We start from the raw sequence: 18,378 nt of genomic DNA, 5'->3' as shown, positions 1-18,378 counted from the left end.
TCAAACCTAAAATATTCTTTTGTGTCTCTGCTTTCATGCTCTCAATGTAAAACAGTGAGTCCACCCAGTCAACCTATAATAACTATTAGTTCTTTATCCTTTAGGCTTCCTATTTACGTAAGGTAAAGGATTAACATTTCTACCAAGTTTCAAAACTTCATAGTGGACATGGGCACCAGTAGATCGCCCTGAATTACCCATTTTAGCAATAGATTGTCCTTTAGTGATCACATCTCCTTTTTTCACCAGTGCCTCACTATTATGTCCATATCGAGTCACTAAACCATCACCATGATTGATTTCAATCAACAAGCCGTAACCATATCTATCACCAACCCAAGATACGACTCCCGCAGCTGTAGCATATATTTTATCGCCCTCTTTACCAGCAAAATCGATCCCTCCATGCCATGCTGGTATACCAGTAAATGGATCATTTCTTTCGCCATAAAATGATGACATCCAGCCTTTTCGAACAGGTCTGCCAGAAATATAACGTTCAACCCCCATATGCTTATCCATCAATAAAGACTCTAAAACATTAAGCTGTTGTTCTCTGGAGTCCAGCTGCTCATCAATTTCATTAAGAGATGCGAGAAGTTGAGGGATATCATAGGTTTGGCTTCCTGAAGCTCTTTCAGGACCACCAATTGCGGGCGCATCATTAAAATTAAATTCTTTTTCATCGAGCCCAGAAATATTAACGATTCTTTCACCTGCTGCGTCTAAGCGTCGGATGTGAGCTTGCATCATACCCATTTTTGCAGTGAGAGCATTAAGTTGTTGTTGTGAGGACTGTTTAGCCATTTCTAGCTCATGCCATTGATTAGCTAACTCTAGCTTCCAATTATCGATGGTCACTTGATCAACATTAGCCATTTCAGACTGCTTAATAGCATATAAGTAAGCGCTAACTCCCGCCAAAGCAGGCATAAATAATATTAATCCCAAGATACTATATAGGTAACGATTACGCAGTTTTATACTTCGCATACCTTGCTGAGAACGTTGTAAAATTGTAATACTCATGCACAACTCTTTTCTAAATAATCAATTAAATTAAAACTATCTCATAATTACCATTGCCAATCAGGATTGATAACCCTTAGAATCCTTTTAATAATCTAATTTAGCAAAATTCACAACCTCGTGAGATACTGTGAATACCTTGTTAGTCACTATAAATAAATGATATGAGTCGCTCCTCTACTCACAACATAAATAATCTAATCTCTGACCCAAAAGACGAGATAAAATCACTTTTAGACCGATTAGCCAAAATTCAGGCGCTAAACAATACCTTAGAAGCTAAACTTAATGCAACACTTTCAAAGCACTGTCGTGTCATTAACTTACGCAAAAATACGCTCGTTATAGCCGCATCCAGCCCAGCATGGGCCAATAAGCTACGTTTCCAACTAACTGATTTATTAGCATATTTTCGAGAAAGTGGTTATTTTGGGCTAGCTAATATTGAGGTTATCGTCCAACCTCGATAGTTCTTTAGAATAAGCACCTAATTATCTTGTTTTTAAACAAATTATTGCTTAATAACAAAAATATAGCTTTAATTTTAATACTAGAAAGACAAAAAAACCGGGAAATTCCCGGTTTTTTACTCAATGAAAGATTTTTATACCGCTAAACCTGGTTTCATAATGTACGAAATAGGGGCAGCATCAGCATCTTCAAAAGTCACCACTTCCCAGGCTTCTTTATCAGCCATTAATGTTCTCAATAACTTATTATTGAGCGCATGTCCCGACTTGATACCAGAAAACGCACCAACCAGGCTATTTCCTAATAAATAAAGATCACCAATGGCGTCTAAAATTTTGTGTTTTACAAACTCATCATCATAACGAAGACCATCTTCGTTGAGTACCCTATATTCATCTAGTACGATGGCATTATCCATACTACCACCCTGAACTAAATTCTTAGAACGCAAAAACTCTATGTCATTCATAAAACCAAACGTTCTTGCTCTACTCACTTCCTTAACAAAAGAAGTTGCGGAAAAATCAATTTCAGAGTGCTGTGAACTTGTTGAGAACACAGGATGGTCAAAATCGATACCAAATGATACTTTAAAACCATCAAAAGGCTCAAAAATAGCTTTTTTATCGCCTTCAACCACTTCAACCCGCTTTTTAATTCGAATAAATCGCTTAGCTTTATTTTGCTCTTCAACACCAGCCGATTGAATTAAGAAGACAAATGGACCAGCACTACCATCCATAATAGGTACTTCTGGTGCGGAAACATCGATATAAGCATTGTCAATCCCTAGACCAGCCATAGCCGCAAGTAAATGCTCAACTGTTGAAATTCTAACACCATCCTTAACTAAGCACGTTGAAAGTGTTGTATCACCAACATTTTCAGGTGCAGCACAAATTTCAACAACGGGATCTAAATCCACACGACGAAAGATAATTCCTGAATCAACAGGTGCGGGGCGTAATGTTAAGTAAACTTTATCCCCAGTATGTAAACCAACACCTGTTGCTCTAATTGCAGTCTTTAGTGTACGTTGTTTAATCATAATTGAATCGATCTCCAATTAGTTACTGACGTAATGTTCAACCCAAAAGCATTGAACACTTTTTATACTCATCGGATGAGTTATTTCGAAATTTGCCGCATATTAGCATAAAGTGATACTTCATAACACGAAAATCAGCCGATTTATTGACCTAAAGCTAATAATTTCGTTAATTAATGTGTCATTTTGTCATAAAACAGTCAATTACACCTGCTAAAATGCTATCTAATCTCGTGTAGAGTTTCACAAACTCTTTATACTAATTTTTACCAATAATACAGGGACTCGCAGAGATTGAAGGGGAACCTCTGCTGAGCACTATCACTTACTAGCAATAATATATTCAGTACTAATTGAATAACAACGTCACTACTTCCAAGTCAAATTTTACAGTCAAGATAGACTAATCTGCTTGTTTTCGCAAAAATGCTGGAATATCTAAATAATCCATATCACTGCCAACAGCTTGTTTTGGTTGTGCCGCTTGCTGACGCAAAATAGTCGGCCTATCCAATTCAGGATAATTATTACTACCATCAGCTTTGCGAGTATTATCAACTTTTACTTGTGGTGCTTGAGCACTAACATGCTGTCCAATACCTGTTGCTACTACAGTGACTCTGATTTCATCATTTAGTTCAGGGTCAATTGCCGTACCAATAACAACAGTCGCATCATCAGCCGCAAAATCTTGTACCACACTCCCAACATCAGAAAATTCATCAATACTCATATCCTCGCCAGAAGTAATGTTAACCAAGATGCCTTTAGCACCGGCTAAATCAACATCCTCTAACAATGGACTAGAAACAGCTAATTCTGCTGCACGGCGAGCTCGATCTTCACCAGTGCCAATGCCATTCCCCATCATTGAAGTACCTTTTTCAGACATTACCGTTCTCACGTCTGCAAAATCCACATTGATTAAGCCTGGACAAGTCATTAATTCAGCAATGCCTTGCACAGCACCATGTAAAACATCGTTGGCAGCACGAAATGCTTCGGTTAACTTCTTCCCCTTCATAACGTTCAAAACTTTATCATTAGGAACAATAATCAGAGAGTCTACATGTTGACGTAACTCTTCAATGCCAGACTCTGCCACCTGCATACGCTTTTTCATTTCAAAAAAGAATGGCTTAGTAACAACCGCTACAGTTAAAACGCCAAGCTCTTTTGCTATCTCTGCAATAACAGGCGCAGCACCAGTTCCAGTTCCCCCGCCCATACCAGCGGTAATGAACACCATATCGGTATCAGCCATTATTTCTGAAATCCTCTCACGATCTTCAATAGCAGCTTGACGCCCTACTTCAGGGTTAGCACCAGCTCCTAACCCTTTAGTGATAGAACTTCCTAATTGGATAGTCGTTTTAGCAAGTGAACGATTAAGAGCTTGAGCATCTGTATTTGCACAAATAAATTCAACCCCATCAACATTTGCCTTTAGCATGTGCTCAACGGCATTACCGCCACCGCCACCGACTCCTATTACCTTAATAACCGCGTTTTCGCGACAGTTATCAACTAATTCAAACATATTAGCCATGTTATTTTCCCCTTCGTTTTGTTAACACTTAACAATCAACATCTTTAAAAATCGATTAATGTTTAGCTAAAATCCGCTAAACCATTGTTTCATTCGCTTTAATAACCCGCCAAAGCCAGACTCTCGCTCATCATAAACATTGCGCTGCACATTTTGCTGTTGGCCGTAAAGTAACAAACCAACACCTGTGGCATGAATTGGATTGCGTACTACATCAACCAATCCAGACACTCCCTGAGGCATCCCAAGGCGAACAGGCATATGAAAAACTTCTTCGGCTAATTCAATTAGCCCTTCCATTTTTGATGAACCTCCTGTCAAAACAATTCCAGCAGGAATAATTTCTTCAAAACCACTACGACGCAACTCAGCTTGCACTAAAGAAAACAATTCTTCATACCTTGGTTCTACAACTTCAGCTAATGTTTGTCGTGACATCTTTCTTGAATCTCTTTCACCAACACCCGGCACTTCAATCGTATCTTCCAAAGAAGTTAACTGTCTTAATGCACAGGCATACTTAATCTTTATATCTTCTGCATGTTGGGTTGGTGTACGTAAAGCTACTGCAATATCATTGGTTACTTGATCACCCGCGATTGGTATAACTGCAGTATGACGAATTGCACCTTCAGTAAAAATCGCAATATCTGTCGTTCCACCGCCAATATCAACAATACATACCCCTAATTCTTTTTCATCTTCAGTCAACACTGAATAAGAAGACGCTAACTGTTCCAAAATAATATCGTCAACTTCAAGCCCACAGCGTCTTATACATTTGACTATATTCTGCGCGGCACTCACCGCTCCTGTAACCATGTGAACCTTTGCTTCAAGACGAACCCCAGACATTCCAACAGGCTCTCTAATACCTTCTTGATTATCAATAATAAATTCTTGTGGAAGAATATGAAGTATTCTCTGATCGGCCGGTATAGCAACAGCCTTAGCTGCATCAATCACTCGTTCAACATCTCCCGCATTCACCTCACTATCACGAATTGCAACTATCCCATGCGAGTTCAAACTCCGAATATGACTACCTGCAATTCCAGCAAAAACAGAATGAATTTGACAGCCAGCCATTAATTCAGCTTCTTCGACAGCTCTTTGAATCGACTGTACCGTCGACTCTATATTTACAACTACACCTTTTTTTAGACCATTTGATGGATGACTCCCAATACCAATAATATCAGTTCTACCTTCTGGACTAATTTCGCCAACAATTGCAACGACTTTCGAAGTCCCAATATCTAAACCAACAATCAATTTTTTTTCTAATGTTTTTGACATAACCTATTGGCTCTCTTTTCCTTATAAAAGGATTAACCGTTTAACCGCTCTTTTGTTTCATCTTTAAACCACTCAACTGCGATTCCATTGTGGTAACGTAAATCAATTAACTTGATATTATTTTTATTTTCTATTGTCGAAAAAATCTTAACCAAACGTTCAACTCTCGCCATTCGATCACGTCGGCCTAAATTAAGTATTAACCCATCATTAAATTGTAAATGCCAATTTTTTACTGGATCGATACTTAAAGAAGATAACTCCAACGACAGTAATTCAAACTGCCTTTTAACTTGTTTAAACTCTTGCCAAACTGAAGCATATGACTGTTCGTTTAATTCATCATGTTGAATTTCAATTTTGGGTAATCCTTCAAACTTTTCAAGCTCATCCTGTTGGTAAATTTTTGTCCCTTGTTGAGTTAAAATATATTTATTTACTCTAGCTACAGGTTGATGCTCTTCAACGGTAAATACCAACTGTTCAGGCCAAACTTTTCTCACTTCAATATTTTTAACCCAATCAATATTCTTAGTTTGATTCTGAATTTCCTCTAAATCAATTGCCAACATACTTTTATTAGGCAACTGATTCACAAAGTTGACAATTACAGATTGATCCAAATAAGCAATATCACCTTGTAATAAGATCTTTTTCACTGGCCATAAATGCTTAACACTTTTCAGTCCTTGAAAACCAACAAAAGCGAATGAGAATAATAATAAAGTTACAGCCAATAATCTCACTATTGAATGATTAACTTTAATGGGTGTAAAGCTAAACTTTTTACGTTCAGATTTTGTCTTTTTTCTAACAGCCATTTTAGACATCAGAAAAATCCTCGTGCTCAAAACTAGTATCTAAAATATTGAGAACTAATTGTTGAAAACTCATTCCTTTTGCATTTGCCGCTTTAGGTACTAAAGAAGACTCAGTCATGCCAGGCACGGTATTAGCTTCTAAAATTAAAAACTCACCCTCATCACCATCTCTAATAAAATCAACCCGCCCCCACCCAGAACAGCCTAATGCACCAAAAGCCTTAACCGCCAATCCACAAATAATTTTTTCATCCATTTCATTTAAACCGCTTGGACAAAAATATTCCGTAGTAGTTGACTTATATTTTGCTTCATAGTCATAAAAATCACGTGGAGTTTGCATGCTAATACTTGGCAAAGCTTCACCATTTAAAATTGAAACAGTATATTCTTTACCCGTAATATAACTCTCAATTAAGGCGCAGCTATCAAATTGATGGGCCAGCTGAATAGCTTTCAACAGTGCTGCAGATGTTGCTACTTTTGACATCCCAACACTTGAACCTTCTTTAATTGGTTTAACAAACAAAATAGACCCTAACTCGGCGAATAATGCCCGTGCATCATTATCAGTAAATAGTTGATTCTTTTTAACAGTCCTAAATTGAGCTGTCGGAATTCCCACTTGTTGCCAAAGTTGTTTGCTAAACAACTTGTTCATAGCAATTGCAGAAGAGGCCACACCAGAACCAGTGTAAGGAATACCAATGGATTTTAAAAAACCTTGAACAACACCATCTTCCCCATCACGACCATGAAGAGCAATAAAAGCTCTATCGACTTGTTGACCGTTAAGCTGCTCATATAAACCATCAACAGGATCAACTTTAACGACATTAACACCAGCGTCTTGCAATGCGTTATAAATAGCATTACCTGAAAGCAAAGAAATTTCTCTTTCGGCAGAGCGCCCACCCAAAAGTACGGCAACTTTTCCGTAATCTTGTGGTTTTCTATTGGATGCTGAAATCGTTAACACTTTTATCGGGTTCCTCTCTATTAATTTTTGTTGGTTTCTATGTATTCATCAATAAACGATAATTGATTATTTGACCATTCTTTAGCAATACCACCAATATTGCCCGCGCCTTGTGTTACTAATAAGTCTCCGTCTTGAATAACACTTGCCAAAGTCCTCCTAAGATCGGCTTGATCTTCAACAAAGATTGGATCAACTTGACTACGTTGACGAATTGAGCGGCATAATGATCGGCTATCGGCCCCTGCAATTGGTGCTTCACCTGCCGCATAAACATTCAACATAATGAGCACATCAACTCTAGATAAAACAGACGCAAAATCTTCAAATAGATCTCGTGTTCTTGTATAGCGGTGCGGTTGAAAAACCATTACTAATCGTTTTTTATTCCACCCATCACGTACAGCATTAATTGTTGCCAGTACTTCTGTAGGATGATGTCCATAATCATCAACAAGCTCCACTTTGCCTGCTTTGGTTTCAAACTGACCACAAAACTCAAACCGGCGACCTATACCACCAAAACTTAACAATGATTTAACTAGCGCTGGCGCTCTAACACCATCTTCATTAGCGACAGCAAATGCCGCCAATGAATTTAAGACATTATGCTTACCGGGCATATTTAACTTAATATCAATCAAGCCAGGTTTACCTTTACGCTTTATTTTATAAAAGCTTTCTCTACCTTCTTGATGAAAATCAACTGCTTGATAATCAACTCCCTCAGAAAAACCATAGGTCACATAAGGTCTCATTAACGAAGGTATAATTTGCTTTACCCCTTCATCATCACCACACAACACAGCTAATCCATAAAAAGGTAAATTATGTAAAAACTCAATAAACGTCTGTTTAACTTTTTCAAAATCACCATCATAAGTATCCATATGATCCTTATCGATATTAGTGATAATAGAAACCATTGGCTGTAAGTGTAAAAAAGAAGCATCACTCTCATCAGCCTCGGCAATAAAGTAACGACTTTTGCCTAATCTGGCATTAGCGCCTAAACGATTAAGTAGACCGCCAATCACAAATGTAGGATCTAAACCTGCATCACCGAAAATAGTGGCTAATAAACTGGTTGTTGTTGTTTTACCATGAGTACCAGCAACTGCAACACCATGACGGAAACGCATCAACTCAGCGAGCATTTCTGCTCGTGGCACAATAGGGATACGCCGTGAACGAGCAGCTTCTAATTCTGGGTTGTCTTTGGGTATTGCCGTACTAGCGACAACAACATCCGCTCCCAAGACATTATTAGCGGTATGCTGATGAAATATATCCGCCCCTAAAGACTGAAGCCTTTTAGTGACATGATTATCTGACGGATCTGATCCTGTCACAGAATATCCTTGATTAATTAATACCTCAGCAATACCGCACATACCAGCACCGCCAATTCCGACAAAATGTATGCAACGTATTCGACGCATCTCTGGAATATCAATAACGGCATTATTAATCGCTCTTTTATCTACTCTATTCATGCTGCTTTAACCTTTAAAACGTCACAAAAATCAGCCACTGTTTCTGCGGCGTTCAAATAAGCTACTTCTCTGGCATTTGCAGCCATTTCATTTAACTTTTCAGGCACTTTAACTAATTGAGTTAGAAGCGCCGAAAAACTTTCATTACAAACATCCTTTTCAACAACACACAATGCAGCATTTTGCTGAACAAGCCAATTAGCATTAGCGGTTTGATGATCATCTACGGCATAAGGATAAGGAACAAAAATTGCACCAACACCAACAGCCGCAATTTCAGATACTGTAGAAGCACCTGCTCTACAGATCACTAAATCAGCCCAATTAAAAGCTTCTGCCATATCATCAATAAATTCAAATAACTGGCAATATTCATTTTCTATAATGCCTGTTTGTTGATAAAACTTTTTTGTTTCTTCAAGTCGCCCTTGACCAACTTGATGTTTTATTTTTATCTCACCATTAGTGACAAGTTGCTTAAATGCTTTAGGTAAATGACGATTCAGCGCAAGCGCTCCACGGCTTCCTCCTATCACCAATATATTAATCACCTCATGATTAATTATTTTTAATCCACTCATATTAAGTTTTTTGATTTCCGCCCGAATTGGATTGCCAACGGTCTCCACTTTATTTGATTGAACAAAAGCTCCTGGAAATGCTTGAAAAACTTTTTTTGATAACTTCGCTAATATTCGATTGGTTAATCCTGCAATGGCATTTTGCTCATGTACAATTAATGGAATGCCAGCCATAAATGCAGCAACGCCACCTGGACCAGAAGCAAACCCGCCGAAACCAATAACGACATCAGGTTTTTCAAGACGAATCACTTTAATCGCCTCATAAACAGCTTTGGATAAACTAAAAGGTGCTTTTAACCAGCCCAATACTCCTTTACCCCTTAAACCTTTTATACTAATTAAACGTATCTTTATATTATGCTTAGCAACCAATTGTTCTTCCATTCCACCACTTGAACCAAGCCAGCAAATATCCCAGCCTTTTTCAAATAGTGCATTAGCGACAGCAATACCAGGGAAAATATGACCACCAGTACCACCCGCCATAATTAGTGCTGTTGTATTTTTATTTACTGAGGACATGGTTGCCCTCCTGCTTTTTGCTTTGAGTTATTATCTAAGTCAATACCTTCTTTGGTTAATCGATTTTCAAAATCAATACGCAATAAAATGGCAACTGCAGCACCGCAAAAAATCAAACTATTTCCACCATAGCTAATAAAGGGAAGCGTTAATCCTTTAGTAGGTAATGCTCCACTAGTAACTCCCATATTAATTAACGCCTGAAAGGTCAACCAAAATCCAATACCATAAGCTAAATAAGCAGCATAAGGTTTTTGTAACATTAACGATTCACGGCCAATTTTCATTGCTCGATAAAAAAATATAAAAAACAAACTAAAAACAACAAATACACCTATAAGCCCCATTTCCTCAGCAAACACGGCAAAGATAAAATCAGTGTGAGCTTCCGGTAAATAAGATAATTTTTGTAAGCTATTACCTAACCCTTGTCCCCATAAACTTCCTCGACCAAATGCAATTAATGATTGCGTTAATTGATAACCACTTCCAAAAGGATCAGCCCAAGGATCTAAAAAAGTCATTAACCTTTGCAAACGATAAGGTTGACTAATCGCAATTAAACCTAAAATTCCTCCGACAGCTGCAGTTAATCCAATAAATTGCCACAATCGAGCACCACCTAAAAATAACATCGCTAATGAAGTTGCTAAAATAACCACCGAAGCTCCAAAATCAGGCTCTAATAATAGTAAGCCTGTGATTAAAGCTAATACTAATAAAGGTTTGGCAAACCCTCTTATTTGTGTTTGCAACTCATCAGTCCTTCTCACTAAATATCCAGCAAGATAAACAACCACAAATAATTTAACGGCTTCTGATACCTGAATAGTAATTGGACCTATGGCAAATGTTCTAACACTTCCATTAACCGTTCTCCCTATAAATAACACGGCAACTAACAGTACTAAACCTAATATTAATAAATAAGGTCCATATTGTTGCCATCGAGCAATAGGCTGAGTTAATAAAAAACAAACGCCAATCAATGTAATTGCTAAATAAACTAAATGGCGAACAACAAAATAGTTAGCATTACCATTCATAGTATTCTCAGCATAATAAAGCGAACTTGAAGTAACACTAATCATACCAATAGCAACTAAAGTCAATACTGTTACTAAAAGAGTTTTATCGTACCAAATAGGCTGACTTTGACTCATGCACACTCCTTGATTGCATCAACAAACTCTTGCCCACGCTCTTCAAAATTTCTAAACATATCTAAACTGGCACAAGCAGGAGACAGTAATACTAAAGTTTTTTCTGATGTTAAAAACTTTTCCTCTATTATTGCTTTTGCTTGCCTTACCGCTTGTTGCATATTTTTAACAAAAGTGACTTTACTTTCATCAACTAAGCCAGCTAGTTTTCTTGCATCTTTTCCCATTAGAAAAAAGTGTGAAACTTTTTCAGTAAATACCGTTTTCAGTGGTGATAAATCAGCCTCTTTCGCTTCTCCACCAGCAATTAAAATAACCTCTGTATAATAGTTTCTATCAACACTATTTAAAGCAGCTTTTGTCGCGCCCACATTAGTTGCCTTAGAGTCATTAACCCAATCAATATTTTCACTCTTTGATACTAATTGATATCGATGAGGTAAACCTTTATATTGCTTAATCTTGTTAATCATTGATGGTGTTATTTCAATACCTAACCCCGTAACTAATCCCAAACAGGCTAATAAATTACTCCAGTTATGGAGTCCCGTAATCAAGAGTTCATCAGCCTTTAATATTGGTAGACCATTCATAGATAATTGATAAGAATTATCTACTTTATCCCAGTAGAAGTTAGCTTTTTTATTCTCTAAACTAAACGAGTGTGTGTATTCTATTGATTCAGGTAGAGTCAAAGGATCATCTAAATTGACTAAAGAGCAAGCCGCTTTCTCGTAAATCGCTAGTTTAGAATAACGATAAGCAGTAAAACTTTCGTATCTATCCATATGATCTTCACTAACATTCAAAACAACAGCAACGTCAGGTCTTAATGAATAAGTCGTATCTAACTGAAAACTAGACAACTCCAATACATAAATATCGACATTATCATCAGGCAAATAATCCAATGCAGGCACACCAAAGTTTCCACCAATAGCTGCGTTATATCCTCCCGCTTTGAGTATTTGACAAGTTAAATCAGTTACCGTGCTCTTACCATTAGAACCAGTAATCGCTACAATTTTTCCATTAGTATTTTGTGCAAAAAGCTCTATATCACCAATAATAGAAACGCCGGACTCTTTTGCTATTTTAATCATTTTAATATTGGGTGAAACGCCAGGGCTCAACACAATCATTTCAGAATTATTCAATAGCGCCTGCTCAATATTGCCGCACATTACAGTTTTACAATGAGACAAATTATCTAACTCGCTTTGACCTGGCGGATTACTACGCGAGTCAACCACAACAAAGTCTTTTTCAATTCGCTGTAAATAACGCGCAACCGATAGTCCAGACTGTCCTAGCCCAAACACACAGATTAATTTTTTTTGCGCATTGTTAAACATTTATTTTCCTAACGAATTTTTAATGTTGCTAGCCCAACTAAAACCAGCACCACCGATATAATCCAAAAGCGAACAATTACTCTTGGCTCTGGCCAACCCTTTAATTCATAATGATGATGGAGTGGAGCCATATTAAAAATTCTACGACCAGTTAATTTAAAAGAAGCAACTTGCAAAATAACGGAAACTGTTTCCATAACAAATATGCCGCCCATAATAAACAACACTAATTCTTGACGAACAATCACCGCAACCGTACCTAAAGCAGCGCCTAAACCAAGCGCACCAACATCTCCCATAAAGACCTGCGCAGGATAAGTGTTAAACCATAAAAATCCCAATCCAGCACCCGCAATTGCACCACAAAAAATAACTAATTCCCCGGAGCTCGGTATATAAGGAATTGATAGATAGCTAGAAAAATTAATATTTCCAGCTAAGTAAGCGATTAATCCAAGTGCTCCAGCGACCAAAACGGTCGGCAAAATAGCCAAGCCATCAAGACCATCAGTTAAATTCACCGCATTACTTGTACCCACAATCACGAAATAAGTTAATAAGATATAAAATAACCCAAGATTGATCGCCACATTTTTGAAAAAAGGAATAATCAAAATAGTTTCGGCATCGACTTGCACACTTAAATATAAATACACAGCAGCTAATAAACCAATAACTGATTGCCAAAAATACTTCCAACGAGAAGCTAAACCTTTAGGATCCTTGAACACTAATTTTCGATAATCATCAACCCAACCAACCATACCGAAACCCAGTGTGGTTAATAAAACAACCCATACGTAGCGATTATTCAAGTCTGACCATAAAAGAGTAGAGATTGCTATGGCGATTAATATTAATGCGCCTCCCATTGTTGGTGTACCCGCTTTACTCAAATGAGTTTGTGGTCCATCGTCTCTTACGGTTTGTCCAATTTGTTTTACAGCTAACTTTCTAATCATAAATGGCCCAAGCAAAAGGCAAATTAATAATGATGTCAGCACCCCGAAAATACTACGTATAGTTAAATATCCGAAAAGATTAAATCCCGAATAAAACTGTTCTAAATATTCAGCTAACCAAAGTAACATAATTAATGCCCTCCTCGATGGGAAGCGAAACTCTCATTCTCAGAATGTTCCTTCAGAGCTATGACCACTTTTTCCATATGTGCACTACGCGATCCTTTAACCAGAATTGTCGTTTGTGCATTCGCCTCATGTTTTAATTGTTGTATGAGTTCTTCTTGATTTGAAAAATGCTGTTTTTCTCCATTAAAACAAGTATTAGAAAATTTGGTTAATACACCAAAAGAAAATAATTTATCAATCTTCGCTTGATTAGCTAAACGACCAATTTCTTCATGGCATTGACGACCCAGTTCACCAAGTTCAGCCATATCTCCTATTACCAGTATGCGAATACCGGCATAACCTTTGAGCAACTCAATAGCAGCTCTCATAGAATCTAAATTCGCATTATAGCTATCGTCAATAACACAACAACCATTCAACAAATGAACAATCGTTAACCGCCCTTGTACCGATGGCGCCTGAGTTAAACCCAATTCAATATCTTTTAGGCTAACGCCTAAACCAATCGCACAAGTTGCGGCAGCAAGTGCATTGTTAACATTATGTATTCCGGCAAGAGGCAATTTAACAAAACATTTTTTACCGTTATACTCTAATTCAAAGCTTGGACAGTGATTAGCTTGAAGTTGAATATTGTTTGCAACAACATCAGCAGAGCCAGAACAAGAATAAGTAAGTATTTTATTTTCAATACTTTTCTTCCAGAAATCGGCAAACTCATCGTCATTATTAATGACCGCAATACCATCAGCTTTCAGTTCACCATAAATCTCACTTTTAGCTTGAGCAACCCCTTGTAAATCTCCAAACCCTTCAATATGTGCTGCTGCGACATTGTTAATGACAGCTACATCGGCTTGTGTTATTGAAGCCGTATAAGCAATCTCACCCGGTTTATTAGCACCAAGTTCAATGACGCCAAACTGGTGACCAGCCTGTAAATCTAAAAGCGTTAGAGGCACACCAATTTCATTATTAAAATTACCTTTGGTCGCATGGGTAGAGCCAATATTTTGCAAAATGGCTGCTAACATTTCCTTAACTGTTGTTTTGCCCGAGCTGCCAGTAATAGCAACACACTTAAGTTTAGTCTTTTCGCGGTTAAAACGAGCTAAGTCACCAAGCGCTAACCGAGTATCTTTGACAACTAGTTGTGGAATTTTGATATCACATTTTTTTTCAACAACAGCAGCTTTAGCCCCTTGATTTACAACTTTTTGCAAAAACTGATGGGCATCAAAATTGGGACCTTTTAATGCAACAAATAAGCTATCGTCTCTATATTGGCGAGTATCTGTATACACTTGAGAAATAGTAATATCATCTCCAATTAACGTCGCATTTAAATAAGGGGCTAATTCAGATAAGCTAGTTTTAATCACAACTCATACCCCTCTATAACTTTCTGAGTAATTTCTAAATCACTCAGATAAGTTTTTTCAGCGCCAATAATTTGGTAATCTTCATGCCCTTTTCCGGCAATCAGTAATGCATCTCCTGGTTTTGCTTTTTTAATCGCTTCAGTAATTGCCAACTCTCTATCTTCAATATAAGTGACTTTTTCTGGCTTACGAAAACCTTCAAAAATATCTTGTTTAATATTTTCTGCAGATTCAGTTCTAGGATTATCTGTTGTTACAACTATACGGTTAGCGAGCTTTTCAGCAACACGAGCCATTAATGCTCTTTTTCCTATATCTCTGTCACCTCCACAACCAAACACACACCAAATAAGTCCAACACAATGCTCTCTCAAAGCAATCAGTGATTGCTCCAGAGCGTCTGGGGTATGTGCATAGTCGACCACAGCTAATGGTGTTTTTGCATTACCAAACTTTTCCATTCTACCTGGCGCAGAACGTACATTTTTTAATGCTTCTAAAACCGGGTTAACGTCTTTTAAAATGCCACCCAAAGCAGCAATAACCAATAACAAATTTGATAAGTTAAACTGACCAATCAATGGAGAATCAAGAAAACCACTTCCCCAAGGTGTATAAATTTTAGCTCGGATACCTTCTATTGAGTAAACGACTTCTTCAGCCCAAACCCAACGATTTAAATTTGAACCAGAAGTAGGTAATTTAGTAGTCACTAGCCATTTAATTGCTGTTATGGCTTCATCACTTGCTAGTTTTCGGCCAAAACGATCATCCATATTAATAACAGCATTTTTAAGTTCAGGACTTAAAAATAATTTGCGCTTAGCGGCACCATAATTTTCCATCGTTTCATGATAATCTAAATGATCGCGGGTTAAGTTTGTATAAACGGCAGTATTAAAACAAACGGCACCAGCTCTTTCCTGATCAAGACCATGTGATGAAACTTCCATCGAAGCAAACTGAGCCCCAGCCTGATTGGCTTCAGCCAACACTCTCTGCATCGTTATTGCATCAACCGTTGTATTATTACAATCTTCTAAATTGCTACTTTGACCGACTCCCAAAGTTCCTAATAAAAAGCATTCAAAATGTAGTTTTTGTAATGTTTTAGTAATTAAATAGCTACAACTTGTTTTTCCGTTAGTTCCAGTTACACCAATAACTTTTAATAATCTGGAAGGTTCTTGGTAGTAATTGGCCGCCAATAAACTCAGTTGTTTGTTAAGCTGATTAATCCAAATAATAGGACTATCTTGTTCGAACTGATTGACAAATTCAGCATTATTTTCTGCTTCAGCAATAACTAAAGAGGCACCACTATCTAATGCACTTTGGATAAATTTTCTGCCATCAACTACATACCCCATTACAGCAACAAAAGTATCACCTTTATTCACTTGACGGCTATCAAGCTTTAAAGCACCAACCGACATATTAAGCAGTTCATCACTAACCTGTACATCAATAATATTTTTGAGAATATTTTGCAAAAGTAACTCAGCCATTATTATTACCTTTTGCTCTATCACTCGCAGCAACCACTTCAACTTGATCTGGCTTAATATTAAGTAGCCTTAAAGTTTCAGCAGCAACTTTTGCAAAAACAGGTGCAGCAACATCCCCAGCATAATATTCTTCACTACCAGGCTCGTTCACAAATACGACCATTGCTATTTTCGGTTTTGACACTGGAGCAAGTCCAGCAAAAAATACGGCATATTGATCACCATAAGCTCCACTATCAGCTTTACGTGCTGTCCCAGTTTTTCCAGCAATTCGATAACCATACACTTTTGCTTTTTGACCTGTTCCACCATCACCAACAACCGTTTCCATCATTTTTATAACTTGACGGCTAACTTTTTTTGAAAGCACTTGCTTTCCTTGTTCAACTTGATCAAGCTTTAATAATGATAAAGGTCGTTTAATCCCGTAAGCCCCTAAAACGGCATAAGCTTGAGCTAATTGAACAGGCGTTACCATAAAACCATACCCAAAAGAAACGTTTGCTTTTTCGATATCACTCCAATTCTCTCTAAAGTTCATACGACCAGAACTTTCTCCAGGAAAACCACTGGCGGTATCAACCCCAAAACCAACCTGATAAAAAGTACTCAAAAACTCTTCATCACTCATTAAATGCGCCAGTTTTGAAACACCGACATTACTCGATTTTTGCAAAACACCAGTCACATCTAAAACGCCGTGGTTTTTTCCATCTTTTACCCAATACCCATTTAATCGCATACGGCCTGGTGCAGTATTAATTTTAGAACTCGCTTTTACAACACCAGATTCTAATGCGCTCGCAACAGTTAATGGTTTTGCTGTCGAGCCCGGTTCAAAACTATCGACAAATGCAGAGTTTCTTGTCAACTTTGAGTGTCTGGAGTCAAAACGGTTAGGGTTATAAGAAGGCTGACTCAATAAAGCTAATACCTCACTAGTTTCAACATCAATCATGACTAATGCGCCTGAGCGTGCACGATGTTTTAATACAGCAGTTTTTAATGCCTTGTAAGCAATTGCTTGAATGCGGCTATCAATACTCAACTGTAAATCCTGCCCTTTTTCGGCCTCTTTGATTAACTCTTGTTGCTCAATAACTCGTCGTTGTAAATCTAAGCGAACTTTTTCTTCTCCGGTTTCACCACTTAATAAATCATCATAAGCTTTTTCTAAGCCTTCTCTTCCCCTATCATCAACATCGGTAAACCCAATTAAATGAGCAGTAATTTCTGCCGAAGGATAATAGCGCCTAAACTCATCTCGCATATATACACCAGGTAAATCTAAAGTTTTCACCATACTTGCTGTTTTAGGATCAAGGTGGCGTGCAACCCATGCAAATTGACGTCCTTTTCTTTTCACTAACCATTGCTTAAATACACGCGGGGTTTTCTTAGCAATAACCGCTAATCGATTCCAATCTTCTTCCGCCAATGTTGGTGACTTTTTCATAATTTCTGTGACATCAACCCAAACAGATTTAACTGGCACACTAACCGCTAACTCAATACCATTACGATCTAAAATTACACCTCTATGAGTAACAATCTCCTTGTTTCTCACGCTACGAGAGTCCGCTTTTCCTGTTAAATCTTCAGATTTATCTACCTGTAGATATACAGCTCTTGCAAACAAAGCAACAAATGCACACGATAATAACCCCATCAAAACAAAATAGCGGCCACTAGCTAAAGGTACAGAATTTGGCTTTCTCGCTTGCTTCACAACGAAATCACCTTCTCATTTTTAGTGGTCACTTCCACCATACCTAACTCTTTTCTAGCCAAATTTGAAATACGATCGGGCTCAGTTAAAGTTGTTAATTCCAAACGCAGTGATTCCCAAAGAATCTGTTGATCTTGGTGTTCTTGACGCAGCTTTTGCCACTCGGCAGTTAAACGTCTTGTTTTATGACTAGTATTTGCCAAAACCATCGAAAAAATAATAAATGAAACAGCCAGAGCACTTACTAACCAGTGACGTATAACAACATCAAACAACAAAACCCTCAATAAAGAAGGTGCTTGTTTAATTGGTTTCTTTTTCTGACTACTTTTTTTCATTCCTTTATCTT

16 protein-coding genes are annotated in these 18,378 nt (G+C 37.6%); 1 reads left to right on the top strand and 15 read right to left on the bottom strand.

What is annotated here, in order from left to right:
- Positions 1-93: 93 nt before the first annotated feature.
- Positions 94-1,029: a M23 family metallopeptidase gene (locus ACT5E3_RS06965; RefSeq protein ID WP_444997580.1), complete on the bottom strand. Its 936-nt coding sequence runs from the start codon at positions 1,027-1,029 to the stop codon at positions 94-96.
- Positions 1,030-1,193: 164 nt separating this feature from the next.
- Here ACT5E3_RS06965 and ACT5E3_RS06960 point away from each other — a divergent pair, with 164 nt between their 5' ends.
- Positions 1,194-1,499 carry a DciA family protein gene (locus tag ACT5E3_RS06960; RefSeq protein WP_444997579.1) on the top strand — a complete coding sequence of 102 codons (306 nt, stop codon included), beginning with the start codon at positions 1,194-1,196 and terminating at the stop codon, positions 1,497-1,499.
- Between the two features lie 134 nt (positions 1,500-1,633).
- Here ACT5E3_RS06960 and lpxC read toward each other — a convergent pair whose 3' ends face one another.
- From lpxC to ftsL, 14 genes are all read right to left on the bottom strand, one after another.
- Positions 1,634-2,548 (bottom strand): UDP-3-O-acyl-N-acetylglucosamine deacetylase, encoded by a 915-nt coding sequence (lpxC, locus tag ACT5E3_RS06955; RefSeq protein ID WP_444997578.1) that lies wholly within the window; start codon positions 2,546-2,548, stop codon positions 1,634-1,636.
- Between the two features lie 403 nt (positions 2,549-2,951).
- Positions 2,952-4,088: a cell division protein FtsZ gene (gene ftsZ / locus ACT5E3_RS06950; RefSeq protein WP_444998586.1), complete on the bottom strand. Its 1,137-nt coding sequence runs from the start codon at positions 4,086-4,088 to the stop codon at positions 2,952-2,954.
- Between the two features lie 75 nt (positions 4,089-4,163).
- Entirely contained in the window at positions 4,164-5,396 is a 1,233-nt protein-coding gene (gene ftsA / locus ACT5E3_RS06945) for a cell division protein FtsA (protein ID WP_444997577.1), read from the bottom strand.
- 32 nt (positions 5,397-5,428) lie between these two features.
- Positions 5,429-6,226 carry a cell division protein FtsQ/DivIB gene (locus tag ACT5E3_RS06940; RefSeq protein ID WP_444997576.1) on the bottom strand — a complete coding sequence of 266 codons (798 nt, stop codon included), beginning with the start codon at positions 6,224-6,226 and terminating at the stop codon, positions 5,429-5,431.
- Complete coding sequence (locus ACT5E3_RS06935) at positions 6,219-7,187, bottom strand: D-alanine--D-alanine ligase (protein WP_444998585.1); 969 nt, start codon at positions 7,185-7,187, stop codon at positions 6,219-6,221. Before ACT5E3_RS06935 ends, ACT5E3_RS06940 begins: the two co-directional genes overlap by 8 nt.
- A gap of 29 nt (positions 7,188-7,216) precedes the next feature.
- On the bottom strand, positions 7,217-8,692 hold the full coding sequence (murC, locus tag ACT5E3_RS06930) for a UDP-N-acetylmuramate--L-alanine ligase (RefSeq protein ID WP_444997575.1): 1,476 nt from the start codon (positions 8,690-8,692) through the stop codon (positions 7,217-7,219).
- On the bottom strand, positions 8,689-9,798 hold the full coding sequence (murG, locus tag ACT5E3_RS06925; protein ID WP_444997574.1) for an undecaprenyldiphospho-muramoylpentapeptide beta-N-acetylglucosaminyltransferase: 1,110 nt from the start codon (positions 9,796-9,798) through the stop codon (positions 8,689-8,691). Before murG ends, murC begins: the two co-directional genes overlap by 4 nt.
- Positions 9,786-10,961 (bottom strand): putative lipid II flippase FtsW, encoded by a 1,176-nt coding sequence (gene ftsW / locus ACT5E3_RS06920; protein WP_444997573.1) that lies wholly within the window; start codon positions 10,959-10,961, stop codon positions 9,786-9,788. Before ftsW ends, murG begins: the two co-directional genes overlap by 13 nt.
- Entirely contained in the window at positions 10,958-12,316 is a 1,359-nt protein-coding gene (murD, locus tag ACT5E3_RS06915) for a UDP-N-acetylmuramoyl-L-alanine--D-glutamate ligase (RefSeq protein WP_444997572.1), read from the bottom strand. Before murD ends, ftsW begins: the two co-directional genes overlap by 4 nt.
- 8 nt (positions 12,317-12,324) lie before the next feature.
- Positions 12,325-13,407 carry a phospho-N-acetylmuramoyl-pentapeptide-transferase gene (gene mraY / locus ACT5E3_RS06910; protein WP_444997571.1) on the bottom strand — a complete coding sequence of 361 codons (1,083 nt, stop codon included), beginning with the start codon at positions 13,405-13,407 and terminating at the stop codon, positions 12,325-12,327.
- Positions 13,408-13,409: 2 nt separating this feature from the next.
- Positions 13,410-14,792 (bottom strand): UDP-N-acetylmuramoyl-tripeptide--D-alanyl-D-alanine ligase, encoded by a 1,383-nt coding sequence (locus ACT5E3_RS06905; RefSeq protein ID WP_444997570.1) that lies wholly within the window; start codon positions 14,790-14,792, stop codon positions 13,410-13,412.
- Positions 14,789-16,300 (bottom strand): UDP-N-acetylmuramoyl-L-alanyl-D-glutamate--2,6-diaminopimelate ligase, encoded by a 1,512-nt coding sequence (locus tag ACT5E3_RS06900; protein ID WP_444997569.1) that lies wholly within the window; start codon positions 16,298-16,300, stop codon positions 14,789-14,791. Before ACT5E3_RS06900 ends, ACT5E3_RS06905 begins: the two co-directional genes overlap by 4 nt.
- A complete protein-coding gene (locus ACT5E3_RS06895; RefSeq protein WP_444997568.1) occupies positions 16,293-18,029 on the bottom strand; it encodes a peptidoglycan D,D-transpeptidase FtsI family protein in 1,737 nt (578 codons plus the stop codon). The genes ACT5E3_RS06900 and ACT5E3_RS06895 overlap by 8 nt, the downstream gene beginning before the upstream one ends.
- Positions 18,026-18,367, bottom strand: coding sequence for a cell division protein FtsL (gene ftsL, locus ACT5E3_RS06890; protein WP_444997567.1), 342 nt, complete (start codon positions 18,365-18,367; stop codon positions 18,026-18,028). The genes ACT5E3_RS06895 and ftsL overlap by 4 nt, the downstream gene beginning before the upstream one ends.
- Positions 18,368-18,378 lie beyond the last annotated feature (11 nt).

Source organism: Aliikangiella litoralis (assembly GCF_052495765.1).
This window is presented reverse-complemented; position numbering and strand designations above follow the sequence as displayed.